The following is a 26,731-nucleotide window of genomic DNA, read 5'->3' as shown; positions in this document are numbered from 1 at the left end:
TATTTAAGTAAATATGTGATACGCTTCTCGCGTGCGTCATATTGTTGACGTCAAATATCCTATATGTCTTATAAATGATAATGAATCTGGATTAGACTAAAGGTCATTCATTGAGTAATGGCCCACACTGGGGAGAACGTTTTGAAAGGATTACCATTAAAGGCGATTGCGCTCGCTATCGCATTGAGCAATCCGGTTTCTGCGCAAACGTTGGAGCAAGCTGTATCCATCACGTTGGCATCCAACCCGGAGCTAAAAAGCGCATTTAATCAATTTAAAAGTCGTGAATATGATGCAGAGGCATCGTCAGGCGCTTACTTACCGAAAATCGATCTTGATGCAGGTATCGGTTATGAGGCAATTAATCCTGCAGAATCTAGTGGTAATAGAAACACAGATTTAACTCGTAAAGATGCTACCCTTACCCTCACTCAATTGATTTGGGATGGGTCTGCCACACTGAATGATATGGATAGAACGGCAGCGGAAGCTGAGGCGGATCGCTATCAGTTATTAGCCGATGCCTCTAACATGGCTCTGGAAGTCGCCAAGATTTATCTGGACGCAACCAAAGCTTCTGAAATTCTAACGCTGTCAGAAAACAATCTGGCTATTCATAAAGATATCTACCGCGATATTAAAAAGCGCGCCGATTCAGGGATTGGCTCTACGGCCGATGTGACTCAAGTTGAGGCTCGTTTAGCAAAAGCGCACAGCAACTTGGTGGCTGCACAAAACAATCTTTTTGACATCTACACTCAGTTTCGCCGTTTAGTGGGTCAAGAACCTGTGAGCTTAGAGTTTCCTCGTGCCGATCAAAATGCGATACCGCCGACATTAGAAAATGCTTTAAATATGGCGCAAGAAAATCATCCAGTGATTAAGGTTGCTCAAGCGGATGTGGATGCAGCACGCTTCCAGTATAAGCAGTCTAAAGCGCCAAATTACCCCACACTCTCTTTCGAAGCGGCTCAAAGCTGGCGTAATGATGCAGGCGGTATTGAGGGCAGCAGTGATGAGCTCAGTGCGATGCTCCGTTTGCGTTACAATCTCTACAATGGCGGCAGTGACAGTGATCGTACAGAAAGTGCGGCTTATCAACTCAATCGTTCCAAGGATCTGCGTGAAAAAACCTTCCGTACCGTTGAGGAAGGGCTTCGCTTATCTTGGAGTGCCTTGGATCTCACTCTGCAACAGAAACAGTTTTTGGCAGATCACGTTGATTCTGCATCCAAAACGGTTGTTTCGTATCGTAAACAGTATCAAATCGGCCAGCGTACATTGCTCGATCTCCTCAACACTGAGAATGAGCTTTTCGAGGCACGCAAGGACTACCTCGATGCACGATATGCTGAACAATATGCAAAATATCGTGTCATGAATGCATCTGGTAACTTGTTAGATGCCTTAAGAGTCGATATCCCGCAGGAATGGACAGCTAAGGTGGAGTACTAATATGTCAATCAAATCATGGGCTCTGCCACTATTTCTTTGCACTGTAACCACGTCGGCATTGGCAAATCAAGGTCAATATACAAAGCACGAAGGTGATGAGTACGACTATCGTCCAACTCCACTCGCGAATCAGATTGCGGATCTGCAAGATGACGATAGAGACGGTGTTATCAATGCTCGCGATCTTTGCCCTGATACACCTAAGGGCTCTGAAATCGATAATGATGGCTGTGGCACCTTTGTCAAATCATCACAGATGCAGCAATTACATATTCTGTTTGCTAATGACTCGAGCTCGATTGAGCCTGCGTTTTTAACGCAAATCCGTCAAATGGCTGAGTTTTTGCAAACCTATCCTTCAACATCTATTGAGTTACAAGGCTACGCGAGCAAAGTAGGCAGCGCGGAACATAACCTTGCCCTCTCTAAGCAGCGTTCAGAAGCGGTTCGTGACCAATTACTGCGTTATGGCGTAGCGCCAGAGCGCGTGAACATTGTCGGATACGGGGATAGCGTTTTGGAAGTAGAAGGTACCGATGATGTGAGCCACGCTCGTAACCGTCGTGTTACTGCAACAGTTGTTGGCTACAAAGGTGAAGTGGTCAAAGAGTGGACGATTTTTACGACACTTCCTATGTAATCACTATCTTCACACATCAAAAAGCCGTGATTACTCACGGCTTTTTTGTTGTTTTTTATTGGCTATCGTCATCAAGGGTGAGTAATCCTAATCGCTTAACCTCACCGCTTCGAGTCCAGACAAAATATGTACTCGCTACTCAATTGACCATAAAGATAAGGTGCGTTTGAAATCCTCATAGCCAAACTGGTTGATCTTCTGGATTTGACCATTTTTGCGCTCACAATAAACCGACGGCATTTTCAGGCCATTGAACCAATTGAGTTTAACCATGGTGTAACCCGCGCTGTCCAGGATATGCAGTTTCTGCCCGACCTGAAGCGGCTCATCAAACTTAGCCACACAGAACTGATCGCCCGCTAAGCAAGAACAAGAGCCAATAACATATTCGTGCTGTCCCTTGTCACTGGCTTCCAACACCGATGCAGGCTCTTTATAGATCAGCGTATCTAAGCGGTGCGCTTCCGTTGCGGAATCGACAATCGCGGTTTTCATCCCGTTTTCCACAATGTCTACCACTGTCACCACAAGATCCGTGGTTTTGGTAATGATCGCCTCACCCGGTTCAAGATAGAGCTGAACAGCGTGACGCTCAGCAAACGCTTTCAGTGCTGCGCCCAATTTCTCAACATCGTAACCTGGCCAAGTAAAGAAGACGCCCCCACCTAAACTCACCCAGTCTAATTTATCGAGATAACGACCAAAACGTTCGGAAATGGCATCCAGTAAGCCAATAAAGGCATCAACGTCTTTATTTTCACAGTTCATATGGAACATCACGCCATTAATCGAATCGAAGACACTTTCATCGATATGATCGGCCTGTACCCCTAAACGCGAAAACTGACGCGCGGGATTAGCAAGGTCTTGACCTGCATAGCTGACGCCGGGGTTGATACGCAAACCTAGCGATGCTTTGCCTTCCACAAGATGGCGATAAGCGGCCAGTTGCGATTGTGAGTTGAAGATCATTTTGTCACAAATATCAATGACTTCTTTTACATCCTCTTCACTGTAACCTACTGAGTAAGCATGAGTTTCACCACCGAAAGTTTCATAGCCTAGTTTTACTTCAAACGGACCCGAACTGGTTGTGCCATCCAGATAGGGTTTGATGATGTCAAAAACACCCCAAGTTGAGAAACACTTCAGTGCCAACACCATCTTCACACCCGAAATCTCCTTCAGGTGCTTAGCAATTTCTAGGTTAGCGATGAGTTTTGCTTCATCAATCATGAAGTATGGGGTTCTCAATTCGTCTTTTAGCATGTTTGTTCCTATATCCTGCAATGTTTCCATTCATGCTTGTGATGGCAAATATCTCGATAACAAGAATGGAAAAACAGCCATAACCTTTCGGTTATAGCTGTTTATACCCAAACTACTTGGAGTTACAGGTAAGCGGCAAGTGATTTCATCCCCATGAGCATAGATACACTATGTGATTGGGGTGAACGAACGTAGCCAACACCGCTGCAGCTTCAAGTAGGAAGGGTATAGAGTTAATCACTGAGGTTTTCACTCTCAGTGTGCATTATTTCACCACTTGAATATCTGGCTGTCCGGGCTCCAGTTCCATCACATCCCAGCCTAGACCGATCGATGGCATCGTTTCTAGGAAAGGATCAGGATTAAGCTGCTCCATATTGAATACACCCGGCTCTGCCCATTCACCACGGAAAAACTGCAATGCCGCGGTAATCGCAGGCACACCCGTTGTATAGGCAATCGCCTGGTGCTCCACATCATGGTAAGCCACTTCATGATCAGCATGGTTATAGATGAAAACGCTACGCGCTTTACCGTCTTTTTTGCCCTGTACCCAAGTACCAATGCAGGTCAGACCTTTGTATCCCGGCGCAAGCGATGTGGGGTCGGGCAACATCGCTTTCAATACTTGCAGGGGCTTAACAACCGTTCCATCTTGCAGAGTCAGAGGCTCAGGGCTCAATAAGCCAATATCACGCATCACATTGAAATAATTCAAGTAGCGATCACCAAAACCCATCCAGAACTCAATGCGCTTGGCAGGAATGAACTCTTTCAGCGAACGCAGCTCATCATGCGACATGGAGTACACTTTGAATTTGCCACATTTAGGGAAATCAAACTCCAACATCCGAGTATGGCAAGGTACGCGTTTCCACTCCCCTGCATCCCAATAGATGGAGTCACCCTGAATTTCCAATAGGTTGGTTTCAGGGTCAAAGTTAGTCGCAAACTTCTTGCCGTGATCGCCAGCGTTAATGTCTAAAACGTCAATGGTGTCGATTTCATCGAACAGATATTTCGCTGCGTAGGCCGCAAATACGCTGACTACACCCGGATCAAAACCCGCACTTAAAATCGCGGTGATACCGGCTTGCTTAAATTTGTCGCGAAACGCCCATTGTGCGTCATACGCCTCAGGTACTTGCTGGCCTTTGGAACAGAGATCGACCGAAACGGAGGTGTCCAAATAGGAAACTTTCGCTTGGTAACACGCTTCCATAATGGCGACGTTGACCCATGGTGGCCCAGCATTAATGACTAAATCTGGTTTTACTTCATTAATCAGTTTCACCAGTGATTCGATATCATCCGCGTTAACCTGACGCGCTTCTAGTTTCTTGGAAGAGTCTTTAAGGTTGTTTTTACCCTTAATCGACTCAATGATTTTTTCACACTTCGCAATCGAGCGAGACGCAATAGTAATATCACCCAGCACATCGTTGTTTTGTGCGGCTTTGTGCGCCACCACCCAACCAACACCGCCTGCACCAATCTGTAGAATAGACATAGTTCCTTTACCTTTAGTTCGCTAGCTCAGCAGCTAGAGCTTCAATTTTAGCCAGTAGAGAGTCGAAATCCGACATCGTCAAGCATGGGTTCAAGATTGTGAATTTTAAGGCCGTTTTGCCATCCACTATGGTTTCGCCAAGCACAGCGACACCACGTACCAGCGCCTGTAGACGAACGGCTTTGTTCAATTCATCCAGATCAGCAGCTTGTTCATTTACCGCGCGGAATAACACGGTAGACAAAGATGGCTCAGCTAAAAGCTCAAAGCTTTGATGCTGACGTACCAGTTCCGCCACCTGCAATGTTTGAGCGAGCAGGTGATCGTACATGGCGCCCAGTTGTTTAGGTCCCACGTTTTGCATGGTCATAAACACTTTTAGGGCATCAAAACGTTTAGTAGTCGAAATCGATTTATCGACTAGGTTTGGCAGCGTATCGTGCTCACGGTTTAGGTAATCTGCATGGTGCAGCAGATACTTAAAGTTATGCTTGTCTTTGAGCAGCAATGCGCCACAGCTAATGGTTTGGAAAAACAGCTTATGGAAATCCACACTGATGGATTGAGCGCGCTCGATGCCATTGAGGCGATCTTTATGACTGCTCAGGATCAGTGCGCCACCATAGGCACTGTCCACGTGCATCCACAGTGCGTGCTTCTCAGCCACATCGGCGATCGTCACCAGATCATCAATCGCACCATGGTCGGTAGTGCCTGCGGTACCCACAATGGCAAAGGGAATAAGCCCTTCAGCTTTGGCTTGTTCAACCGCAGCTTCAAGCTTAGTCACATCCATCGTGCCATTAGGTAGAGCGTCAACAGCAAGAATGGCTTTCTCACCGAGGCCCATCCAAGATGCCGATTTTTGTACCGTGAAGTGAGATTTCTTCGAGCACACAATACGCAGTTTGTCCGCATACTCAGGTAGACCCAATTTCTGGATTGAATGGCCACTGAGCTTATCGGCGATCCAGTCACGAGCCAGCATTAAGCCCATCTGGTTGCTTTGCGTGCCACCGCTGGTGAAAATACCGTCCGCTTGCGCGCCCAGTTCATACTTTTCACACATCCAATCCACCACTTTCTGCTCAACAAAGGTTGCTGCAGAAGATTGATCCCATGAGTCCATGGATTGGTTCAATGACGCAATAATGGCTTCAGCAACAACGGAAGGCATTAAGGGTGGCGTGTGCAAATGCGCAATACAGTCAGGGTGTTGAACCATGATGGAGTTCTTCGCGATCAACTCTGCGGTTTCAGAGATAACTTCTTTTAGTGACGCATTTTTGTTATCCAGATCCACCGCGTAAATCGCTTCTTCCAGCACTTTAGGATCAAGGCCTGAATAGGGTGCTTTCACCTCTTCAAACACGGCTTTCATCGCAGCGGTCGTATGGTTCATCACTTGTGAGAACTCTTGGCTGCCCATGTGGCCAGTGTGAATAAAGTGTTTTTTCCACTCTTGATTAACTTGCTCAGGATCTTTTTTGCCGCCGCCTGCAGCAAGAATCGCCTCTTCAAGCACGCGTAACGCGAAATCGAGCTGTTCAAACGAGATGATGACTGGTGGCAAGAAACGAATCACGGAACCATCACGGCCGCCTTTTTCTACCATCAAGCCGCGCTCAAGTGCCGCACGTTGAATTGCCAGTGTCAGTTGTGGTGCTGATTTTGGCTCACCAAACTTGTTCAGTTCGCCGCTTGGATCTTTAATCTCAAGACCGAGCATCAAGCCTTTTCCACGTACTTCGGCAACACAGTTGACTCGGCTTTGGATTTTTTCTAGGCCAGCGCGTAGGTATTGACCCGCAATACGCGCATGCTCAACGAGGTTATCACGCTGAATGATTTCAAGCGCTTTAGCGCCAGATACCATTGCAAGCTGGTTGCCACGGAAGGTTCCGGTATGCTCACCCGGACGCCATGTGTCGTGTTTTTTGTTGATAACCAGAATCGACATGGGTAAACCGCCGCCGATCGCTTTTGATAAGCAAAGTACATCAGGAATAATGCCGGACTCTTCAAATGCAAAGTTGTGGCCTGTTTTGCCTACACCACATTGGATTTCGTCAAAGATCAACAGGATGCCGTGCTCATCACAAATGCGGCGCAGTTCGCGCAACCAGAATGCTGGCGCAGGGATAACACCTCCCTCACCTTGTACGGGTTCAACGATGATCGCAGCAGGTTTCATGATCCCCGCTTCATCATCATTCAGCAGACGTTCGATGTAGCGGATACTGGCTTTCGCACCCTCATCACCCCCTAAACCAAACGGACAGCGTAAGCTGTACGGGAAAGGCATAAAGTGCACATCAGACATCAAGCCCGTACGGCGCGCTTTGGTATTGAGGTTACCCATCATCCCCATCGTGCCGTTAGTCATACCGTGGCAGGCACCACGGAAGGCAAACATGGTGTTACGCCCCGTGGTTTGCTTGGCAAGCTTAATTGCAGCCTCAACCGCATCGGCACCCGATGGGCCACAGAACTGGATCACACAATCTTCACCCAAGGCCTTAGGCAAAAAGCCTTTCACGGTCTTGATGAAATGGGTTTTCGCTTCGGTTGCAATATCCAGAGTTTGGTATGGCAGACCAGAGTCGAGTTGTGCTTTCAGTGCTTGATTGATTTCTGGATGGTTATAACCGAGCACCAAAGTACCTGCACCGGCTAAGCAATCCAAGAAAATCTGCCCACGCGTATCTTCCACCAAACAGCCATAGGCTTGCTTAATGGCAATAGGAATACGGCGTGGATAAGAACGCACTTCAGATTCATGCGCAGCTTGATCGAGCAGCACTTGGTCTGGAGTGAGATCGTAAAGACCGTCTAGCAACGGCACTTGAGTTGAAAACAGAGTTGCGATGTGGTTATCGACTTCAAAGGCTGTACTCATCTTTTTTCCCCTTGAGATGATTCGTTTCCGCCTTTCCGGTTTAGGTTATGGAAATGGCGAATAGCAAAATGCTCCGCGTTTGCGCATAGGCAAGCCGGAATGTGGGTCATCGCTTGGATGACGAATTGCTAAATCAGAGAATCAAGGTTCAGTAATGCTACTGTCCTGTTGAACAGGGCATAAAGGAAGTACAAAGCTGATTAATGTGTATAAGTTAAGTGAGTTCAATGTTGGGTTTCCCATTCACATGCCGCTCCGCAGCAAGAGTATCCCGTCTATCGACAAAAGGACTTGTCGATACCTACCCTACGTGGTGTCACAATCAGCCTGAATGGTCACCACGCGTGTCCCCCAGAAGCTCAGTCCGAGATTGGCGCGAACCTTATCATAAAAAGAAAGTCAAGCGCAATCGTTTTTAATAATTATTCGCATCGGTTGCATAGCCTTATTGATATGAATGGTTATAAGAATTTTTGCACTTTAACTTCACTCTAGGTTCTCAATTGAGTTGCAAACTCAGCACACTGCCATAGTGTGAAACTACAAAAAAGCCCCCGCATTGCGGAGGCTAGAATTGTTCAAAGCCTGATGAAATGATTACGCTTTTTTGAGCGGCAGAGAGAGTCGTAGTAAAGAATAACCAAGTAATGCCGCGGTGGTTGACCCCATTAAAATACCTAAGCGCGCATAAGTATCATAAGCTTCATTCGCTTGACCAAAGGCCAGTGATGAAATGAAGATCGACATAGTAAAACCGATGCCACACAGTACCGATACTGCAAAAATATGCTTGAAGTTGATCCCTTCTGGCAGTTTTGCTACCCCGAGTTTAACCGCAGCCCAACTGAAGCTAAAGATGCCGAGTGGTTTACCAAGGAACAGACCCAGTGCTACACCCAGTGGCAGCATAGAAGTAAGCCCTGCTAATGACACGCCTTGCAGTGAGATACCAGCATTGGCAAAAGCAAACACAGGTAAAATCGCAAAGGCAACATAAGGATGCAGTGCATGCTCAAGGTGTTTCAACGGTGAATGCTCACCCTTATTGCCTTTCAGCGGAATAGCAAATCCGATCACTACTCCAGCCAATGTGGCGTGGACACCCGACTTTAATACGGCGATCCATAGGATGAGGCCTGCCACCAAATAAATACTCAATTTAGTAACGTGCTTGGCATTAAGCATAAACAGCACACCCGTCATGATAAAGCCGATAGTGAGTGCAATGGTTGATAAATCACTGCTGTAAAACAGAGCGATGATCACTACTACGCCAAGGTCATCAATGATCGCCAGCGCCAGCAGAAACACTTTCAAACTCACAGGCACACGCTTACCCAGTAGCGCCATGATCCCGAGCGCAAACGCAATATCGGTGGCCGCAGGAATCGCCCAACCTTGAATGGCAGCCGGATCGTTAAAATTGAAGGCTACATAGATTAATGCAGGAGCGAGCATACCGCCTACCGCCGCTATCGCAGGGAAAATCGCTGTTTCACGGGATTTCAGCGCTCCTTCCAGCAGTTCACGTTTGACCTCTAAACCGATCAATAAGAAAAACACCGCCATTAGGCCATCATTAATCCAGTGTGAAACCGACATACCAAAGACATAGGTATGTAAAAATGCTTGGTACCCTTCACCCATTGCTGAATTGGCAATGACCATAGCAATCGCCGCCGCAATCACCAGCAGAATGCCCCCCGCAGATTCCATCTTGAAGAAATCTCGAATCATGTCAGACATAGGTTTGTCCTTAAATTATGTTAATAATTGATTAACAAAAGAATGTTCCAGAGTGTAGCTAGGCTTAGTGTAATGGAAAAATCGATTGTAATGAGGATTTACTTCGGTTTTTTCGAATCCATGAGTATTTCACTGCGAATTTCACCTTAATTGAGTATAGACAGTCTCAGTTTCATACCAAGATCAAAAATAGTAACTGATTGTTTTATCTTGTTCTCATAACCAAAAAAGCGCTTAACGCGCCTTTTTGTCAAACCCTAAATAATCATCACAGGAAATTAATAGCCTGATAACTGCATAAAACCGGTCTGATTGTGGCTTCCAAGCACTTTAATACGCCCTTCCCAATACGGAATTAAGAATGTCTGCCAAGCGTCACGATCCAATGGCTCAATAGATACATTCACTTGATACTTAGGAATCGCTAACCGCCAACGTAGAGGGACTCGCTTTCCATTACTCAATGAAGAGGAAGAAAGCGCTTCGAGTTGAATATCCCGATTCAACAACGCGACACTCTTACCGTTGAGGTTATGCAGCATGCCGTACACAGAATCTGGCACTCCACGGTGGCGAAAGCGATTCACCGTCAACCACTGCTTATCATTGAGTGGGATGACGAAACTATCCGTGCCCGCTAGCTCGTTAGCGACTAACTCACTGCCCCACTCTTTACTCAACCAAGCGCGTCCGCGGACTCTCAATGCGGGTAGCTCAGGACTTACCACCAAATCGCCATGAACTGCGATATAGGGCTGTTGAAACTGGTAACTCGCAAGAGAAAGCAGTTCTTGTTTGACCTGATAACCGTGATCCCCCGATAACACATAAGGACCAAGAGCGCGCAGTTGCATATTTAGAGCGAAGTGATCGGTGCTGAGGTGCAAATTACCGGGTAAAGGTCCCATGCCCAATGAACGCCAAGTCCAGTTATCAATCCACATCCGAAAAGGCTGATCGCCCATTCCGGCTTGACCAATGCCGCCACGAGCTATTTTTTGATCGCGTAGGCTCACTTTCTTGCCATTAATCACGATAGAAGAAAAATAAAGCTGAGGCGTCTGCCATCCTAACGTATCACGCTCATCCTGCGCCAAACGCAAAAAGTTCCATTGCACACTAAGCGGATTGCCTTGTTCATCCTCCAGCAACGCGTATAGCTTCCACCACTCTTGTTCAAATTCAGGGCGAGAGGCAAAATCAGCCGGTAAACGAACGGGATGATTGGGTAAAACGGGCTCAAACACTGCCTGTACCGTCGAGTGTTCAGGATCAGCCGAGTGCAGTAACATGCTGTGATACTCCTCCTGCTCATAGCCAATAAAGCCCACCATAAAAAACAGAGCGCCGAGGCAGAGCCATACCCAAGGTTTCAAGCGCAAACGAAAGCGGCGCATTTACAAAGCCTCTCGCAGTGATTTCATCGGTGATTTTCTTGCCAAGCGAATAATCGGCAAAGCGCCCGCCAAAATTAAAGCCATCATAGACCACACCACTGTGTACACATACTCTCCCGGCACCATTTGCAACTGCATAGTCCATCCAAACGAATGCTTGATCACCACATCAATCACTAATTTGGCCAAAGTTAATCCCAAGGGCAGTGCAATCAATAAAGAGATAGCGCCGAAAACAAATAACTGCATACCGCCGATCAGCACTAGCTCTTTACCTGACACACCAAGGCAACGCAACAAAGAGATATGGCGTAAACGCGATGTTTCTCCCGCTAGAGTTGAGAAGAAAATGCCACAGACGGCGATAAATAAGGTGATATTGCCCAGCGTTCCCGCAATCGAAAACGTGCGATCAAAAACCCGCATCGCATGGCTATGAATATTGGTGTTATCAAAGATACGATCCGCATCCAGCCTGAAAATGGTATCAAGGCGTTTTTTGACGCTTTCTCCGGTGAGCCCTTCTTTGAGCACAACCGCCAAGGCCACGTTGCCAGTGCCGGCAAAGGCTTTCATCCAGTTTTGATGGGACATCATCACTTGATGATAAGGATTGCCGTAATCGTAATAGACCCCAAAAACCGCCCACCCCGAGCCCATCGGCTCCGGTAAATCGATCAGGTCACCGGGACGAATCCCGAGCTTCAACGCCATCGATTCACTGATCATTACCCCCCGCGCATGATGCAAATGGTACCAATAATTAGGCACGCCCAGTTTGACGGTTAATGAGTCTAGCTCACCATCCGAAGCGCCCGTACTGACGATTTGTACTGGCCCGTGTTGCGATGCGAAATCTTTTTCCCAACGCCACCAAACCGCGTCAACTTCAGGTTGCTGGCCAAGCCATTGGCTCATACGAGAAGCGACACTGTTACTCGGATAAAGGTAGATATCGGCCGCAAGGCGCTGGCTCAGCCAGCGATCTGTGGTATCTCGGAAACTGCCGACCATGGTTTCAACACCAATATTGGCCGCTAAAGCGACCATAAATGCCATCGTGGCCACACCACGATAACTCATACTCGCGGCGGCATCGGCAAAAAACCAACGCACTTTGACCCAGCGCAGCGTGTAAGAAAAGCTGGTGAATAACGTCCAGATAATGTAGGGAGTAAACAGCGCAACGCTCAGCAGCATTAAGCCAATAATCGCAAACCCTGATTGCTGACTTTTCGGGGCTTGATAAATCGCGACCGCCGCCACACACAAAGCACAGGCCAATAGCGCTTGTAGCTTAAACTCTTTCCCCGCAAAGCGAACCAATGACAGGCGTGCCGATAAGCGAATGGGTTGAGAACGCAACAAACGCACCAAAGGCCATGTACAAGAAGCAAAGGCCGCCAATAGTGCCATCAAAAGACTGTAACTGCTCCATGACCAATCCCAACCAATCGCTAAGTCCACATTGGCGTTATACAGATAACCCAAACTGCTCGCGACAGATGGAATTAATTGATTGGCAAGCAGTAAACCCAAGACGTTACCGCATACCCAACTCACCAATACCAATACCAACAGTTCAATCAGCAATGCTTTGGCCAGTTGCCAACCATTAACACCAATTTGTCTTAGCGTGCCCACCAAAGGCTGACGCTGCACCATAGACAGTGACATCGCTTGATAGAAAATAAAGATACCGACTAAAAAGGCCAACATGCCCATCGCGGTTAAGTTGAGATGGAAAGCTTGCGTTAAAGACTCCAACTCTGAACGTGTACTTCGGGTGAGCGTTAAGCCATTGGGCAAGCTTTTTTTCAGTTTATCGAGCTTGGCCGGTGGCATATCCGCACACGCGATCACCGTCAATCCAGAGCCTTTTTTGAGCATACGGACCAAAGATAGGTCGGCCACTACTCGCATTCCCGTGACTTGGTTATGTCTATCAATCACAATCGGGCCAAGCTGAGAACCATCCGTCAGCGCGATGTAGTCCCCTTCTTGCCAATCTTGCAGTTTGGCTAACTCTTGACTCACCATGACCGGATATGGCGGGTTCATCAGTTGCAAACCACTTTGTTGAGCTAAGGGTTTGCCGTTGTCGATAGAGAGTAAAGCGACGGGATCAATCCCTTGTAAAATCAGATCTAAACCTGATGTGGTACTAAAACGGTAATCATCGAAAGGAACACACTGCTGAAAACCGTCACGACGTAACTGAATATATAAGCCTTGCGGAATTTTATTAGCAATATGCTTGGAGCGAATACGATAGGGTAAAGGATTAGAAAATAGCTTCTCACCATGCTCATAACTTTGTCTGGCATGATGGTTAATGGCTGTAACGCCCACCAATAGAGAGACACCGAGAGTCAAGCCAAGCCAGACCAGACAAATCTGTAATGGATAGCGACGATAATGACCCAATAGCGCCTTAACTACGGGCCATAACATGCAGCTGTCCTCCTTGCAGACGAATACAGCCATCCATGTGCTGCGCAACTTTTTCACTGTGCGTCACCAAAAGCAAGGCACAATTGAGCTGACGAGTCAGAGTCGTGAGCAAGCGCATTACCGCCTCGGCATTGCGTTCATCTAAGCTGCCGGTCGGCTCATCCGCAAGTAAAATCTTCGGTTCCATATACAAAGCGCGCGCAATCGCCGCTCTTTGTTGTTGACCACCAGACACCTCTTCAGGGTAGCGACCCAGCAAAGGCATGAGATCGAGAGCCGACAGAATTTGTCGCCACAAACCAGCATCTTCAGGTAAGCCTTTCAGTTGACGACAGAAACGAATGTTATCGGCAATGTTGAGTGTGGGTAGCAAGTTATATTGCTGGAAGATTTGGCCAATATTGTCACGACGAAATGCCGTGCGATGATGCTCAGAAGTGTGATGCATGGGAAATCCGGGAAACCAGATTTCCCCCGAGTCAGCACTATCCAGACCAGCGATCAAGTTCAGCAGAGTACTTTTACCAGAGCCACTCTCGCCCATGAGCGCCAGCTGATCACCTTGGTTCAACGTCAACTCAGCTCCCTGCAAAACGGGATGAAATTCATCACCATCTACATAGCCTTTGCATAGGTCTATTAGCTGTAACATCGAACCACTCATTGCCGAAAATGAAACCGGACACAGAATCTACACCAAAACCCTAAGCGGAGAAAGTATTTTGGCTAGCAGATCACACTATATGCATTAATTTGCACCAATCGAACGATGAGTGTCTAATTTTCAATCAAATTCTTCATCCACTTCTTGCTTTTCATGCGATGTAGTGAGCCAAACCACTTCACCACTTCTTCAGTCAAAAACAGCAGGTAAATCCACTCCGGTTCGACCTTTAACACTAGCGCAGCAAAGGCGGCTAACGGGATACCAATACACCACTGCGCGACGATGTCTTGGCCGAGACAGAATTTTACATCGCCGCCCGCGCGCAACACGCCAACGATCGCGGTCATCGGGAATGAACGCAGCACGATACCTAAACACAAGATCAGCATGAATTTTTCTGATAACTCGCGCGTTTCAGGCGTTAACGCCGTAAACGCACCAAGCACCGGAATTTGCACCAGATACAGACCAATCGCGACAACAATACCGACCAGCACACTGCATGCGGTTACACCTATCGCTTGGTAGTACACCGCTTCATAGTTTTTCGCGCCAAGTTGATTGCCCACCAAGACGGCCGCCGCAGTAGACATGCCAATCAGTAAACTCAGGGAAATCGATTCAACCGGAGTCATGACGGATAGCGCAGCAAGCCCCTGAACCCCCGTCTGCCCCATGATAGCGTGGTAGGTAAATAAACCGGCAGCCCAGATCAGAAAGTTAAAGGTGGTGGGTAATGACAAACGTAGAAAACGGCTAATTTTCGGCCAATCAATTACCGCTTTGATGTCTTGCCAGCCAAAGGCCATCAAATGTTTTTTGCCATACAAGTAACTGTACAAACAAGCAATTTCAATCGCGCCACTCAACACGGTGGCAATCGCCGCCCCTTGAATACCCATCGCTGGGAATCCAAATTTACCGAAAATTAAGATCCAGTTCAGTACCACGTTAGACACAATGCCGATACCGCTGAAAAACGTGCTTACCCCGGGCTTGTGCATCGCGCGAAGTCCGACTGCCATACTGCTGACACAAGCCACCGCAAACATAGTGAACGAGGTGATGATCAGATATTGACTACCCAGCGCATTAACTTGCTCCGAATCGGTCGTTAACGACATGATTTGCTGTGGGAAAAACAGGAACAGCAATACCGTGAAAAAGGCAAAGAAGTTAGAGACTAACCAAGTCAGTGCCGTACTTTCACGCACACCTTTGCGATCGCCCGCCCCCCAATATTGCGCCGTGAGCAGTGCGCCGCCTGTGGTCACGCCCACCAGCATAATCGTAGTCACAAAGGTCGCTCGTGCCGCGACACCCACGGCGGCAATTTCGGCCTCTCCCAGTTGCCCGAGCATTAGTACATCGACCAAACCGCGGCTGGAGAACATGATATTTTGTAGCGTGATCGGCAGAGCAATCGCGATCAAGCGGCGGAAGAAATCCCCTCTCATGTGGGATAAAACTTGAGAGACAACAGACACAGTATCACTCCAAAGTGTGAGGACTCCCTATTACCTGTTAAGGTTAAGGACATAGTAGGCAGAAAAAACAGCCGCTATTATACTCACGCACGCATAAGCACAACAAACGATTAAAAAGGACCGTCGGATGAAAAAGGTATTAGTGTTAGGTGCATCAGGTTATGTAGGGGCGCAGTTGCTGCCACTGCTACTGAATGCGGGATACCATACCACGGCCGCCTCTCGTCATATCGAGACATTGCATGCGCGCTTGCCCACTCATCCCAACTTAACTCGGCTCACGCTGGATTTAGCGGATCGTCAGAAAACGCTCGCCACCATCCCCAATTATGATTTGGTCTTTTTCTTGGTTCATGGCATGGCGCATGGCGGGGATTTTGTCGATTACGAGCTTTCATTGGCACAAAACGTAAAAGACGCGCTCGATCTTGCGCATAGCCAAGTACGACATGTGATCTATTTAAGCTCGCTCCAACCGGAGTCTGGCCGCTCCCCTCATTTACAAGCACGTTACGCTACTGGGCAGATACTGCGCCAGTCATGTGTCCCGATCACGGAGCTGAGAGCGGGGGTTATCATCGGCCCTGGCTCGGCTGCATTCGAAATCATGCGCGATTTTGTCTACAACTTGCCAGTACTCATTACGCCTAAATGGGTTGACTCCCAAGCCAATCCGATTGCTCTGGCTAATCTCAACACCTATTTACTGAAATTTGCCGAAGAGCAGCCAAAGATGCATCAGACGTTTGAGCTTGGCGGGCCTGATATTCTCAGCTATCGCGAACAGTTTCAGATTCTGTGTGAATTGACCGGGAAACACTATCGCTTATGGTCGACGCGCTTTCTCACTCCAAGCATGGCTGCACGCTGGCTCGGTATGGTGACTTCGGTGCCAAGCTCAATTGGACGCTCGCTGCTGGAAGGGTTAACACATGATTTTATTGCCGACACCCAAGCGATTGAAGCACGCTATCCACAGCCCTTGATCGCCTATCGAGAAGCGGTCAAAGCGGCGATCAGCAGCGAAGGGACCTTTGTGCGTAGCCAAGTATGGGGATTTGACCCTCACGCGATTGTCCGTTGGCAACCGGGCTTTGGTTATTACCCCAAGCAAGCGGGGGCCAGCATCGAAACCGAGTTAAGCAGCCATGCGCTGTGGAAAGTCATCCGCACTATAGGCCGCCGCGATCAAGGGTATTTTTTTGCCAATATTCTGTGGCGTACTCGTGAATGGTTGGATGTGCTGTTTGGTGGTGGCAAACCGATTCGTCGCTATCCCGCTGGCGCTGAACTCGCAGTGGGAGATTATATCGACTCTTGGAAGGTGATCCGCTGCCAACCGCAGCAGTTTTTGTCCTTACTGTTTGGTATGAAAGGTCCGGGGCTAGGACGTTTGGAATTTACCATCGATGATTTGGGCGATAAGCGACGCCTGAATGTAACGGCATGGTGGCACCCACAAGGTTTTCTCGGCTTGATGTACTGGTATGCCATGATGCCAGCGCATCTGTTTATCTTTCGTGGCATGGTAAAAGCAATCATAAAAAAATCCCGCCGAGATTAAGCGACGGGATGAGGTTTTCTTCAGTCAGGCTTTTGAGCGCCGTTTTTCAAACTGATCTAACTGAGCTATTTAGTTAGCATGAAAAGTTAGTTAGCACGAAAAGTTAGTTAGCACGAAAAGAAATCGGAATTTCCGCCAACTGAGTACCTTGGTTGGCGGGGAAAATCAGGTACTCACCATGGTATTTCACATTCGATTTGTAATCGGTTTGCTTGTGCACCATAAATCCCGCCGCAAAGGCTTTCTCAATAAAGCCAGCGTGGTGACCGCGCACAAACCAGTTCATTGGTTTCACTAACCGTTCACCATCAAAACAAGCTTCACACTGCACAGAGCAAAGAGCCAATGAATTCTGGCCGTCAGTAAAAATCTGCACTTTTCCTGCATTGACTAACGGCTCAGAGGTGGAAACTTCCCAACCGGCTTGCTCCATCTCATCCAAAAACGCTTCTATTTGTTTATCCGTGATCGGTGTGTGCTCTTGCTCTGCAAAAAAATGCGCGTAATACGCGGAGATGCGTTGAAAGGTCGGTAACAGTTGTGATTCTGTTCCTTTTGAGCGCCCCGCTTTCTGCCACTGAGTTAAATCATCACCCACGCAGCGGTGAAAACGTTGTGCTTTCAGCGCTTTCGTCACCCAATGCACTAAAAAATGGTTGTTAGCCACTGGCGCATTGGCAAGCTTGCCCGCTTTATGTTCGGCCTCTAATTCTGCCAGTGCAGTATTGACCACATTTTGAATTTCTAAATGGTAATTCGCCATTACGCTTTTCTTCCTAACGTCCAGTAAAAGGCACCTGATAACACAGAACAAGCCGCCATCACAAATATCATTGGCCATGTTTCAGTACCCGGCAACGCTGCCACGACAGCGCCGATGATTGAGCCCGTACCAAAACGCAATGTGCCCGCTAATGATGATGCGGTTCCCGCCATACGCGGGTATTTACTCAGCAACAACCCCATCGAGTTACTGCCAATGGTTGAGATTGTACCGACAAACAACACCACGAATGGTACGGTTCCCCATAATCCCCAATCCAGAACCCAGCTAACAAACAGACCAATCCCCGCCATCAACTGTAAAAAGAGTGCGAAGCGTAGCATGTTGTGTGAGCCGATTTTTTTGACAAAACGGCCATTGATCGTGGTCAACGCAATCATCGCGACAATATTAAGGCCAAACAGGTATCCGAAACCGTCTGGGCTAACACCATAAATATCGATGTACACAAACGCGCCGGCTGTCAAAAACGCGAACATACCCGCAAACGAAAATGCGCCAGAGAAAATCAGCCCCATAGCTACAGGGTTTTTACACAAATCAAAATAGTTGCGCATGGTGCTACGAAAACGCAGCGGCTGACGATTTTCAGGGCTCAGTGTTTCCGGGATTTTCCACATCACCATCGCGATAACGAGTGCCGCAAACAGCGCCAACACCCAGAAGATAGAACGCCAGCCAAACCAAATCGCCAAATGCCCACCGATCATGGGCGCCACCAAGGGAGCCAAAGTCACCACTAAAGTAACAAACGACATCGCCCGCGCAAAATCTTCGCGGTCAAACATATCGCGTACCACCGCTTGAATGACCACGGCCGCCGCCGCACCCGCAAAACCTTGCGCGGCACGAATATAGGTTAAGGCTTCAATACCATTGGTCGTCGCGCTCACTATAGCGGCAATACCAAAGAGGAAGATACCGCACAGCATCACCGGACGGCGACCATAACTATCGGCTAGCGGACCATGCAGCAATTGGCCAATGGCAAAGCCTGCCGTATAGGCAGTTAGAGTAATTTGCACCGCACCAGCGTTAACGCCGAAATCACGGGCAATGGTCGGCATAGCTGGCAAATACATATCGATCGCCAGCGGTGTCAACGCACCGAGCGCACCGAGCACAATATAAAGCAACAAACTCATTTGCGGTGTTTGTTGGGTATTCACGGTTGAGGTAGACATACTTCTCCGTAGAGTTAAATTGGTTTTTTCGCCTACACCCATAAGTGTATGCGAATTAGAGATTGCTTGATGAGGCAATAAAACGTGGGAGGACTTAACGCTTAAATTCAGCGCTAAGTCCTATCGGTCTATACCCTTCCTACTTAAGCTGCAGCGATGTTGGCTACGTTCGTTCACCCCAATCACATAGTCTCTCTATGCTTAGGGGGACTCACTTGCCGCCTACCTGCAACTCCAAGTTGTTTGGGTATATGATCTTAATAATCGCCGCGATTAACTAGTGCTAATTCAGAAACAATCTATTTCCTAAATCTTGGTTTATTTCCAGATTGAGGCCACTTCTTCTTCCGTCAAATAGCGGTATTCCCCCGGTTCAAGGGTTTCATCTAAGGTAATCTGACCAATGCGTTCACGATGTAACCCTATGACTTTGTTACCCAAAGCGGCAAACATACGCTTCACTTGGTGATACTTGCCTTCATGGATGGTCAATAGCACTTCCGTTTCACTGATCACCTCCAGTTGCGCAGGCAAAGTCAGCTCACGTTCACCACGCAATTCAATACCTCGGTTAAATTGCTCTGCGTAATCAGCTTGAATGGGATCCGCCAACCACACGCGGTAGGTCTTCTCGCACTTATGTTTTGGTGACGTGACTCGGTGCGACCATTGCCCATCATCAGTGATCAGCAGTAAACCTGTGGTATCGACATCCAAGCGGCCTGCAAAGTGCAAATCTTCAACATTCACTTCATCAAGCAAGGTAAACGCCGTTTGGTTAAAACCATCTTCATGTGAGCAGACCACGCCATCTGGTTTGTGCATCATGATGTAACGCGGACCATGCAACATAATTTCACGGCCTTGCCACTCAACGCACGACGTCTCTTTGAGTTTGAATGCACCGCTTTTTTGCACCACATCATCGACGGTTACTTCACCACTTTTGAGAAGTTGAGTGGCCTCTTTGCGCGTTGTACCGAGCGCATCACACAGGAATTTGTCTAAACGCATGCTTACCTCATCTGCTGGAAGTCGGCTATTATACAGACCTCACACAATAATTACCCAGCGCAATTGCTTGCGGCCGACATCAAACGATGCAAAAGCCGTCAATTGCCCAGATAACCTCGGTAACTCCCAGCGGATGTATACGTTACGACCTTATCAAGCCGACTCAGTGAAAGCCGTCGTGCACTATTTTCGCCAGCACTCTACCCCGGCCGTGATTGTGCTTCCGACCGGCGCAGGAAAAAGCTTAGTGATCGCAGAGCTTGCGCGCCTTGCCCGTGGCCGCGTATTGGTGTTGGCCCATGTCAAAGAGTTGGTTGAGCAAAACCACGCCAAATATGAAGGCTATGGCTTAACCGGCGCGATTTTTTCCGCAGGCTTGGGGCGCAAAGAAACCGATCAACAAGTGGTGTTTGCCTCAGTGCAATCGGTGGTGCGCAACTTATCTGAGTTCCAAAACCAGTTCTCTTTATTGGTGATTGATGAGTGCCACCGCGTCCCCGATGACAAAAACAGCAGTTATCAAAAAGTGATCACGCATTTGCTGGAACTCAATCCGGGCATGAAAGTGCTCGGACTGACCGCAACCCCCTATCGACTCGGGATGGGATGGATTTACCAGTATCACACTCGTGGTTTAGTGCGCAGTGAAGAGCCGCGTTTTTTCCGCGACTGTATTTTTGAGCTCCCCATTCACTATTTATTGGATGAAGGTTTTCTCACCCCCGCTCAATTGATTGATACCCCCGTCATGAGCTATGACTTTTCGCAGTTGAAACCAGCCAATACCGGGCGCTATCGTGAATCAGAACTCGACTTGGTGATTGAGCAGTCACAGCGCGCCACTCCGCAAATTGTTGCCCAGATCATTGAGCTTGCCAAAGCGCGACAAGGGGTGATGATTTTTGCGGCGACCGTGCGTCACGCCGAAGAGATCTACCGTTTACTGCCTACCGAGCACGCTGCTTTAGTGATCGGTGATACCCCGACGCCAGAGCGTGATCGCATTATCCAAGCGTTCAAACAACAACAGATTAAGTTTTTGGTCAATGTGTCCGTGCTCACTACCGGATTTGATGCGCCGCATGTCGATTTGATTGCGATTTTAAGGCCAACGGAATCGGTCAGTCTCTATCAACAAATTGTCGGCCGCGGGCTACGCCTTGCGGCGGGCAAATCCGACTGTTTGGTGCTCGACTATGCGGGTAATCAGTACGATCTGTATCAACCTGAAGTGGGCGATCCGAAACCCGATTCAGACAGCGAAATCATCACCATTCCCTGCCCCGCTTGCGGTTTTAACAATAACTTTTGGGGCAAGCTCGATGCGAACGGCTTTCTGATTGAGCACTATGGCCGCCGCTGCCAAGGCTATTTCACCGATGATGAGACGGGTGAGCGCGAGCATTGTGGCTACCGTTTTCGTGCGAAATACTGCAATGAATGTGGTGCGGATAACGACATCGCCGCTCGCATCTGCCATGAGTGTGACACCACGTTAGTGGACCCCGATAAGAAACTCAAAGAGGCACTCAATCTTAAAGATGCGCTGGTGTTTGAATGTACCGACATGAGCCTAAAAGTTCATAAAGACGCCAAAGGGAAAAGCCAGCTTCAAGTGACTTACCACGGGCAAGATGCGGTGCAAGTACACCAGTTTTGGCCACTGAATACGCCGCGCCAAAAGCAGCAATTTCACGACCAATTTGTACGTCCACATCTGGCTGACAAACATCGGCCTTTTGAGGCAGCAACGCCCGCCAAAGTCGTGGATCATCAGCACCGTTTTCGGCCACCCCTGTTTGTGATTGCGCGAAAATCGGGCCGCTTTTGGACCATTCGCGACAAAGTATTTGCCGATGAGTTCGCCTCCCCAATCGACGTTCACTTATCAAACCGAGCTTATACCATTCCTACTTGAAGCTGCAGCGGTGTTGGCTACGTTCGCTCACCCCAATCACATAGTTTATCTATGCTCATGGGGATTCACTCTCTTGCCGCCTACCTGCAACTCCAAGTAGTTTTGGTATAGACAAACCAAAATTAGACAGAGAGTGGGAAAGCCGAGACTAGGCAAACCCAAAGCAGACGTTCATCATCTAAACCATAGCGATGGGGGTTTCGCAATTCACTTTCTGTTCATTTTTATCTCGTTATACTCGGCAACAGATTCAACATTCAGGTATTGACTATGCAGATTTTTCGTATTCAGCAAAGACCGCAAGCCAGCCTCCTACTCCTATTGTTGTTGCTAGGGTTTGCACTGCCTACTCACGCTGATAACAAGGTGCGAGACTGGGAACAAGGCTCGTATCGTGAAGGGACGCAAATTGAAATTGATGAAGACCAAGATGACGTTTATCGCGCCGTCCAAAAAGGGTTGATTCGCCCTTTTGCCGAGCTCTATGCCACGGTCGATCAGCAGTTGAATGGGCGTTTGATCAAAGTCGAGCTTGACGAAGATGACGATGAGTGGATTTATGAGCTGAAATTGGTGTATGACAATCAAGTCTTTCGTGTCGAATACAACGCCGCTACATTGGAGTTGATGTCCATTCGCGGACGTAATGTGATTCGTGCCATCAAAAAATAATCGAGCAGACCATGAAAATATTAGTTGTTGAAGATGATGTTCAGTTAGGCCAGCAGATCCTCTCGGCGTTAGAGCAAACAGGTTGGGTTCCCGAACTGGCACAAGATGGCATCGATGCCTTATACCGCGCCACCGCGGAAGAGTGGGACGTCATCGTACTCGATCTCGGTCTACCGAAATTGGATGGTTTGACCGTCCTTAAAGGCATTCGAGACGAAAACATCAACACTCCTGTGGTGATTTTGAGTGCACGCGACACCCTCACTCAACGGGTCGAAGGTTTGAATGCAGGAGCGGACGATTACCTCACCAAACCCTTTGAAATGGTTGAGTTGATTGCTCGTATTCGCGCCCAACTGCGCCGTGCGTCCGGCAATGCCTCCCCAGTGATGCAAGTCGGTGACCTGAGTTTAGATACGCGCACTTCCAAAGTAATGTGGCAAGGGCAAGCGGTTAGCCTCACCGCCCTCGAATATAAAGTGATCGCCTATTTCATGCATAACCCTGAGAAAGTGATTTCACGCACTGAGCTTGTCGAACATATCTATAAGCAAGATTTTGACCGCGATTCCAATACCATTGAGGTGTTCATCGGACGCATTCGTAAGAAAATTGCGCCGGATGTGATCAAAACTGTGCGCGGTCTTGGGTATCAGTTGCATGCCAATTAAATCTCGGGCGTTACGTCATCTCAGCCTAAAAACCCGCTTGCTCCTTGCTGCGGCACTATGGCTGGGCGCGATGATCTTGGCCGCCGGCTATTTGATCCCAAATCTCATCCATCAATATTTGCTGGAAGATGTGCAAAACCAGTTGCAACTGTCGATGGATGAGATCACCGCCAACTTGGAAGCCAATCCACAAGGACAATTAACCCTCACCACTCGACTTGCGGATCCCCGTTTTACCCAGCCTTATAGTGGCCTTTACTGGTCAGCCACTTTAGGCGATCAAACGCTTCGCTCACGCTCGTTGTGGGATCGCTTTTTGACCGAAGAAACCCATGTTCACGGTACGATTTATCTTGGCGCGAAAGAGGAATCGTTAATTGTATTAAAGCGTACGGTTTATCTGCCCGAATTTTCACAACCCATCACAATCACGATAGGCTTAGATGATGCCCCGCTAAAAGCCACGCTACAGCGCGTGAGCAAAGAGTTGTGGATGATTTTGGCTCTATTGTTCAGCGGGATACTCGTTTTAACTGGCGTACAAGTGACGTGGTCACTCCGCCCACTTTCGAAAATGCAGCGCGAACTCTCAGCCTTGCGAGATGGCCAGCAAAATGCGTTGAATGGCGATTACCCACAAGAGATTTCACCGCTAGTCAATGATCTCAACGCTCTCCTCTTTCATTACCAAGAGCTGCTTGAGCGAGCCAGACACCATGCGGGGAACTTATCCCACGCATTAAAAACACCACTTTCTGTGCTCAAAAACGAAGTCACTCAGTTGAATGATGCCCAGCTCAGAATCCAGTTACAGCCTTCTGTTGAGCAGATCCAGCAGCAAATTGACTACCATCTAGGGCGTGCTCGTATGGCGGGTTCCGCCAATATTCTTTCGGTTAAAACCGCACCCAGTGCGCGAGTCGATGCTATTTCACAAGCATTTGATAAGGTTTACGCTGAACGTGGAATCACCTTGGTGAATGAGCTGGATTCGGACTTAGAAGTGGCCGTTGAACCGACTGACCTAGATGAAATGATCGGTAACCTTCTGGAAAACAGCTACAAATGGGCCAACAGCTTAATTCGTGTACACAGCCAAATACTGAGTGACGATTGGGTACAGATCTGCGTGGAAGACGATGGCGCAGGCATCAGTGCAACGAACCGCGAAAAAGCCCTCAAACGCGGAGTGCGCTTGGATGAAACCACGCCCGGCACTGGGCTTGGGCTTAATATTGTGAGTGAAATGGCGCACAGTTATCGTGGAGCATTGGCTTTAGGAGAGAGTCAGTTAGGCGGCTTAAAAGCCACTCTGACCTTAAAACAACCCACTCGCGCAGCCAAAGCCGTCAAATCCCATTAAATGCGGTGCAAAAACGGATTTTCAGTTGCCCGAGAGAGCAATGAATGCTAGTATCCGCGCTCGTTTCTGACCCTCCTATAGGTTTGGAAACTCTACGACACGGGCAAGGTCGCATTGCCCTGTCACTCTGTTTTTTACTAATTTGAGAGTAAATACTATGAAATTCGAAGCAGTATTACGTACTGATCTAGGTAAAGGTGCGAGCCGCCGCCTACGTAACACTGGTTACTTCCCAGCGATCGTTTACGGTGGTGAAGCAGCTCCAGTTTCTATCTCACTGAACCACGATGACGTGATGAACCAGATGGACAAGCCTGAGTTTTACGAAGCTATCGTTCTGGTTATCGACGGCCAAGAAGTGAAAGTGAAGCCTCAAGACGTTCAACGCCACGCGTACAAGCCAAAAGTTGAGCACATGGACTTCATCCGTATCTAATTCCCTACCAAGGAATTACTCGGATTAAATCCAGCCTTTTGCATAAATAAGATCATCGGCATTACCAACCGAGAAATCTAAAAATTCGAAACCCCGATAGCTACCAACTGTCGGGGTTTCACCGTTTTAGAACCAATCTAATTTACAATTCACGCTTCGCTGAACTCAGGATTGACACTTGGTAGGCTCTCAAAGCCGGGCTTTGCAAAATAATAGCCTTGCATTAACTCAACGCCTGCCGCTTTTAACCAAGCAAACTCAGCATGACTCTCCACACCTTCAGCCAGCGGTTGAATATTTAAATCACTAAACAGCTTTAAACAGTTTTTCATGATCGACTGACGAACCTGATCGGCATGGATATTTCTTATCAACCCCATATCCACTTTTACAATATTGGTTTGAAAATCAGCCAATAAATTTAACCCTGAATAGCCAGAACCAAAATCATCAATTGCTGTTTGAAAACCCAAAGATTTATAGTATTCGACAATCCTTTTTATGTGATTAACATCTTCTACCCGCTCAGCCTCGGTAAATTCGAACATAATATTTTCGATCGGAAACTGGTAACGTTTCGCGGCCTCTAACGTAGTACGAATACAACGCTCTGGCACATAAATAGCGTTGGGGAGAAAGTTTATACTTAATTTACTGGTCAGTCCTAACTTGGCGGCAAGAGCAATCGCTTTAACTCTACACATTTGATCAAATAAATAGCGATTATCTTCATTAACTCTTGAAATAACCGAATAAGCCGATTCGTTATTTAAACCTCGCACTAAAGCTTCATAGCCAAATATTTCTTTCGTTCTGCAATTTACTATAGGTTGAAATGCCATAGTAAAATCAAAATCTAGCGAATTTTCATTCACACCACATGAACAAGTTTTGGGATCTGACGCCACAGGAATAATATGCATTTGACTATGCCTTAATTATAGACTCATTAAAGACTAGTTATATTCGACACATAAAGCAAAGATTCTACTTAATCTTACTTCATCAAAAAGGTCACTCAAAGCTCTCCTCAGCAAAACGAGCCGCTCGCGCCTGCATCAAGCTGCAATGTGTAGCTGCCATGAGTTCCGCTAAGGTTATGGACGGATTTTGCTGAACTAAACGCTGCAGCTGGACTTCGATGGGTTCGATCTTGTCGCTCGGCAGCCTTAAACCGGCTTCCACGCGTCGAATCAGATATTCAGCAACTTGATATTCGGTCTGCTTGATTTGGATAACAAATTTCTGCATCGAGGCCGCTTCACCTAATAACTGCCAATTTCGCGAGCGACGAATACGCTTTAACTCGCAATCAAAAGTCTGTGCCTGCAGTTTCAATCGCTTAACGGTATCGCTACCTATACGATGAATCAAAGAAGGCAAAGTAATGGCTATCGCTTGATCGGTTGTTGGCATCTCTCCACTCCAGTTATTAAGGTTCTCTCAAATACGTTCTGGATAGTGATGATAATTAACATCAATATACCAAGAGCATTCAATGGGTATTTTATAACAGTGGGTTCATTTTCAGTGTCTGATATTGTCAGTAGACCGTCATCCTTGTGAATATCATCCATAAAAATCATGATCTACGTATCATA

The 26,731-nt window shown here is 47.7% G+C and carries 21 protein-coding genes; 8 read left to right on the top strand and 13 right to left on the bottom strand.

Annotation, left to right across the window (positions count from 1 at the left end; all coding sequences use genetic code 11):
- Positions 1–141 precede the first annotated feature (141 nt).
- Together T411_RS0106890 and T411_RS0106885 are read left to right on the top strand one after the other, a co-directional pair.
- Positions 142–1,455: a TolC family outer membrane protein gene (locus T411_RS0106890; protein WP_001911385.1), complete on the top strand. Its 1,314-nt coding sequence runs from the start codon at positions 142–144 to the stop codon at positions 1,453–1,455.
- A 1-nt stretch (position 1,456) separates the two neighbouring features.
- The gene (locus T411_RS0106885) at positions 1,457–2,095 is read left to right on the top strand and encodes an OmpA family protein (protein WP_000023794.1); all 639 of its coding nucleotides are present in this window, start codon (positions 1,457–1,459) and stop codon (positions 2,093–2,095) included.
- A 135-nt stretch (positions 2,096–2,230) separates the two neighbouring features.
- Here T411_RS0106885 and nspC read toward each other — a convergent pair whose 3' ends face one another.
- The 8 genes from nspC to T411_RS0106845 form a co-directional block, all read right to left on the bottom strand.
- Complete coding sequence (nspC, locus tag T411_RS0106880; protein ID WP_000910117.1) at positions 2,231–3,364, bottom strand: carboxynorspermidine decarboxylase; 1,134 nt, start codon at positions 3,362–3,364, stop codon at positions 2,231–2,233.
- A gap of 265 nt (positions 3,365–3,629) precedes the next feature.
- A complete protein-coding gene (locus T411_RS0106875) occupies positions 3,630–4,874 on the bottom strand; it encodes a carboxynorspermidine synthase (protein WP_000025716.1) in 1,245 nt (414 codons plus the stop codon).
- A 13-nt stretch (positions 4,875–4,887) separates the two neighbouring features.
- The gene (locus tag T411_RS0106870) at positions 4,888–7,773 is read right to left on the bottom strand and encodes a pyridoxal phosphate-dependent class III aminotransferase (protein ID WP_000100694.1); all 2,886 of its coding nucleotides are present in this window, start codon (positions 7,771–7,773) and stop codon (positions 4,888–4,890) included.
- Between the two features lie 597 nt (positions 7,774–8,370).
- Positions 8,371–9,519 carry a Na+/H+ antiporter NhaA gene (gene nhaA / locus T411_RS0106865; RefSeq protein ID WP_001281946.1) on the bottom strand — a complete coding sequence of 383 codons (1,149 nt, stop codon included), beginning with the start codon at positions 9,517–9,519 and terminating at the stop codon, positions 8,371–8,373.
- Between the two features lie 278 nt (positions 9,520–9,797).
- Positions 9,798–10,916 (bottom strand): lipocalin-like domain-containing protein, encoded by a 1,119-nt coding sequence (locus T411_RS0106860; protein ID WP_001252418.1) that lies wholly within the window; start codon positions 10,914–10,916, stop codon positions 9,798–9,800.
- Complete coding sequence (locus tag T411_RS0106855) at positions 10,917–13,370, bottom strand: ABC transporter permease (RefSeq protein WP_000964609.1); 2,454 nt, start codon at positions 13,368–13,370, stop codon at positions 10,917–10,919.
- Positions 13,351–14,022, bottom strand: a complete 672-nt coding sequence (locus T411_RS0106850; RefSeq protein ID WP_000939696.1) for an ABC transporter ATP-binding protein — start codon at positions 14,020–14,022, stop codon at positions 13,351–13,353. The genes T411_RS0106855 and T411_RS0106850 overlap by 20 nt, the downstream gene beginning before the upstream one ends.
- Positions 14,023–14,147: 125 nt before the next feature.
- Complete coding sequence (locus T411_RS0106845) at positions 14,148–15,524, bottom strand: MATE family efflux transporter (RefSeq protein WP_000117911.1); 1,377 nt, start codon at positions 15,522–15,524, stop codon at positions 14,148–14,150.
- Positions 15,525–15,651: 127 nt separating this feature from the next.
- Between T411_RS0106845 and T411_RS0106840 the strand changes: the two genes are divergently transcribed.
- The gene (locus tag T411_RS0106840) at positions 15,652–17,088 is read left to right on the top strand and encodes a DUF2867 domain-containing protein (protein WP_000757236.1); all 1,437 of its coding nucleotides are present in this window, start codon (positions 15,652–15,654) and stop codon (positions 17,086–17,088) included.
- Positions 17,089–17,191: 103 nt separating this feature from the next.
- On the opposite strand, the gene T411_RS0106835 is transcribed toward T411_RS0106840, so the two are convergent.
- The 3 genes from T411_RS0106835 to rsuA all read right to left on the bottom strand — a co-directional run bounded on the left by T411_RS0106835 (position 17,192) and on the right by rsuA (position 20,070).
- Positions 17,192–17,851 carry a DUF2913 family protein gene (locus tag T411_RS0106835; protein ID WP_000024969.1) on the bottom strand — a complete coding sequence of 220 codons (660 nt, stop codon included), beginning with the start codon at positions 17,849–17,851 and terminating at the stop codon, positions 17,192–17,194.
- Positions 17,851–19,056: a Bcr/CflA family multidrug efflux MFS transporter gene (locus tag T411_RS0106830; RefSeq protein WP_000108084.1), complete on the bottom strand. Its 1,206-nt coding sequence runs from the start codon at positions 19,054–19,056 to the stop codon at positions 17,851–17,853. Before T411_RS0106830 ends, T411_RS0106835 begins: the two co-directional genes overlap by 1 nt.
- Before the next feature lie 318 nt (positions 19,057–19,374).
- Entirely contained in the window at positions 19,375–20,070 is a 696-nt protein-coding gene (rsuA, locus tag T411_RS0106825; protein ID WP_001234866.1) for a 16S rRNA pseudouridine(516) synthase RsuA, read from the bottom strand.
- Positions 20,071–20,203: 133 nt separating this feature from the next.
- Between rsuA and radD the strand changes: the two genes are divergently transcribed.
- From radD to rplY, 5 genes are all read left to right on the top strand, one after another.
- Complete coding sequence (gene radD, locus T411_RS0106820) at positions 20,204–21,988, top strand: DNA repair helicase RadD (RefSeq protein ID WP_000288439.1); 1,785 nt, start codon at positions 20,204–20,206, stop codon at positions 21,986–21,988.
- Between the two features lie 270 nt (positions 21,989–22,258).
- Positions 22,259–22,660, top strand: coding sequence for a PepSY domain-containing protein (locus tag T411_RS0106815; protein ID WP_001165430.1), 402 nt, complete (start codon positions 22,259–22,261; stop codon positions 22,658–22,660).
- Positions 22,661–22,671: 11 nt separating this feature from the next.
- Positions 22,672–23,331: a response regulator transcription factor gene (locus T411_RS0106810; RefSeq protein WP_000699609.1), complete on the top strand. Its 660-nt coding sequence runs from the start codon at positions 22,672–22,674 to the stop codon at positions 23,329–23,331.
- Positions 23,321–24,694, top strand: a complete 1,374-nt coding sequence (locus tag T411_RS0106805; protein WP_001121900.1) for an ATP-binding protein — start codon at positions 23,321–23,323, stop codon at positions 24,692–24,694. Before T411_RS0106810 ends, T411_RS0106805 begins: the two co-directional genes overlap by 11 nt.
- Positions 24,695–24,851: 157 nt before the next feature.
- Complete coding sequence (rplY, locus tag T411_RS0106800) at positions 24,852–25,130, top strand: 50S ribosomal protein L25 (protein WP_000667185.1); 279 nt, start codon at positions 24,852–24,854, stop codon at positions 25,128–25,130.
- Between the two features lie 149 nt (positions 25,131–25,279).
- Here rplY and T411_RS0106795 read toward each other — a convergent pair whose 3' ends face one another.
- Positions 25,280–26,053 carry an EAL domain-containing protein gene (locus T411_RS0106795; RefSeq protein WP_000547542.1) on the bottom strand — a complete coding sequence of 258 codons (774 nt, stop codon included), beginning with the start codon at positions 26,051–26,053 and terminating at the stop codon, positions 25,280–25,282.
- Positions 26,054–26,144: 91 nt separating this feature from the next.
- On the bottom strand, positions 26,145–26,546 hold the full coding sequence (locus T411_RS0106790) for a ribosome recycling factor family protein (RefSeq protein ID WP_001143309.1): 402 nt from the start codon (positions 26,544–26,546) through the stop codon (positions 26,145–26,147).
- Positions 26,547–26,731: the final 185 nt, after the last annotated feature.

Origin of the sequence: Vibrio cholerae ATCC 14035 (assembly GCF_000621645.1) — a bacterium.
Taxonomy (GTDB): Bacteria; Pseudomonadota; Gammaproteobacteria; order Enterobacterales; family Vibrionaceae; genus Vibrio; species Vibrio cholerae.
The sequence above is the reverse complement of the archived record's forward strand: the minus strand, read 5'-3'. Positions and strand labels throughout refer to the sequence as shown.

Bases quoted from the DNA above. Each gene is read 5' to 3' on its own strand.
- T411_RS0106790 (WP_001143309.1), bottom strand. From the start codon at position 26,546: ATGCCAACAACCGATCAAGCGATAGCCATTACTTTGCCTTCTTTGATT.
- rplY (WP_000667185.1), top strand. From the start codon at position 24,852: ATGAAATTCGAAGCAGTATTACGTACTGATCTAGGTAAAGGTGCGAGC.
- T411_RS0106810 (WP_000699609.1), top strand. From the start codon at position 22,672: ATGAAAATATTAGTTGTTGAAGATGATGTTCAGTTAGGCCAGCAGATC.
- radD (WP_000288439.1), top strand. From the start codon at position 20,204: ATGTATACGTTACGACCTTATCAAGCCGACTCAGTGAAAGCCGTCGTG.
- T411_RS0106875 (WP_000025716.1), bottom strand. From the start codon at position 4,874: ATGTCTATTCTACAGATTGGTGCAGGCGGTGTTGGTTGGGTGGTGGCG.
- T411_RS0106850 (WP_000939696.1), bottom strand. From the start codon at position 14,022: ATGTTACAGCTAATAGACCTATGCAAAGGCTATGTAGATGGTGATGAA.
- nhaA (WP_001281946.1), bottom strand. From the start codon at position 9,519: ATGTCTGACATGATTCGAGATTTCTTCAAGATGGAATCTGCGGGGGGC.
- T411_RS0106835 (WP_000024969.1), bottom strand. From the start codon at position 17,851: ATGGCGAATTACCATTTAGAAATTCAAAATGTGGTCAATACTGCACTG.
- T411_RS0106885 (WP_000023794.1), top strand. From the start codon at position 1,457: ATGTCAATCAAATCATGGGCTCTGCCACTATTTCTTTGCACTGTAACC.
- T411_RS0106860 (WP_001252418.1), bottom strand. From the start codon at position 10,916: ATGCGCCGCTTTCGTTTGCGCTTGAAACCTTGGGTATGGCTCTGCCTC.
- nspC (WP_000910117.1), bottom strand. From the start codon at position 3,364: ATGCTAAAAGACGAATTGAGAACCCCATACTTCATGATTGATGAAGCA.
- T411_RS0106840 (WP_000757236.1), top strand. From the start codon at position 15,652: ATGAAAAAGGTATTAGTGTTAGGTGCATCAGGTTATGTAGGGGCGCAG.
- T411_RS0106855 (WP_000964609.1), bottom strand. From the start codon at position 13,370: ATGTTATGGCCCGTAGTTAAGGCGCTATTGGGTCATTATCGTCGCTAT.
- rsuA (WP_001234866.1), bottom strand. From the start codon at position 20,070: ATGCGTTTAGACAAATTCCTGTGTGATGCGCTCGGTACAACGCGCAAA.
- T411_RS0106815 (WP_001165430.1), top strand. From the start codon at position 22,259: ATGCAGATTTTTCGTATTCAGCAAAGACCGCAAGCCAGCCTCCTACTC.
- T411_RS0106870 (WP_000100694.1), bottom strand. From the start codon at position 7,773: ATGAGTACAGCCTTTGAAGTCGATAACCACATCGCAACTCTGTTTTCA.
- T411_RS0106830 (WP_000108084.1), bottom strand. From the start codon at position 19,056: ATGTCTACCTCAACCGTGAATACCCAACAAACACCGCAAATGAGTTTG.
- T411_RS0106805 (WP_001121900.1), top strand. From the start codon at position 23,321: ATGCCAATTAAATCTCGGGCGTTACGTCATCTCAGCCTAAAAACCCGC.
- T411_RS0106795 (WP_000547542.1), bottom strand. From the start codon at position 26,053: ATGCATATTATTCCTGTGGCGTCAGATCCCAAAACTTGTTCATGTGGT.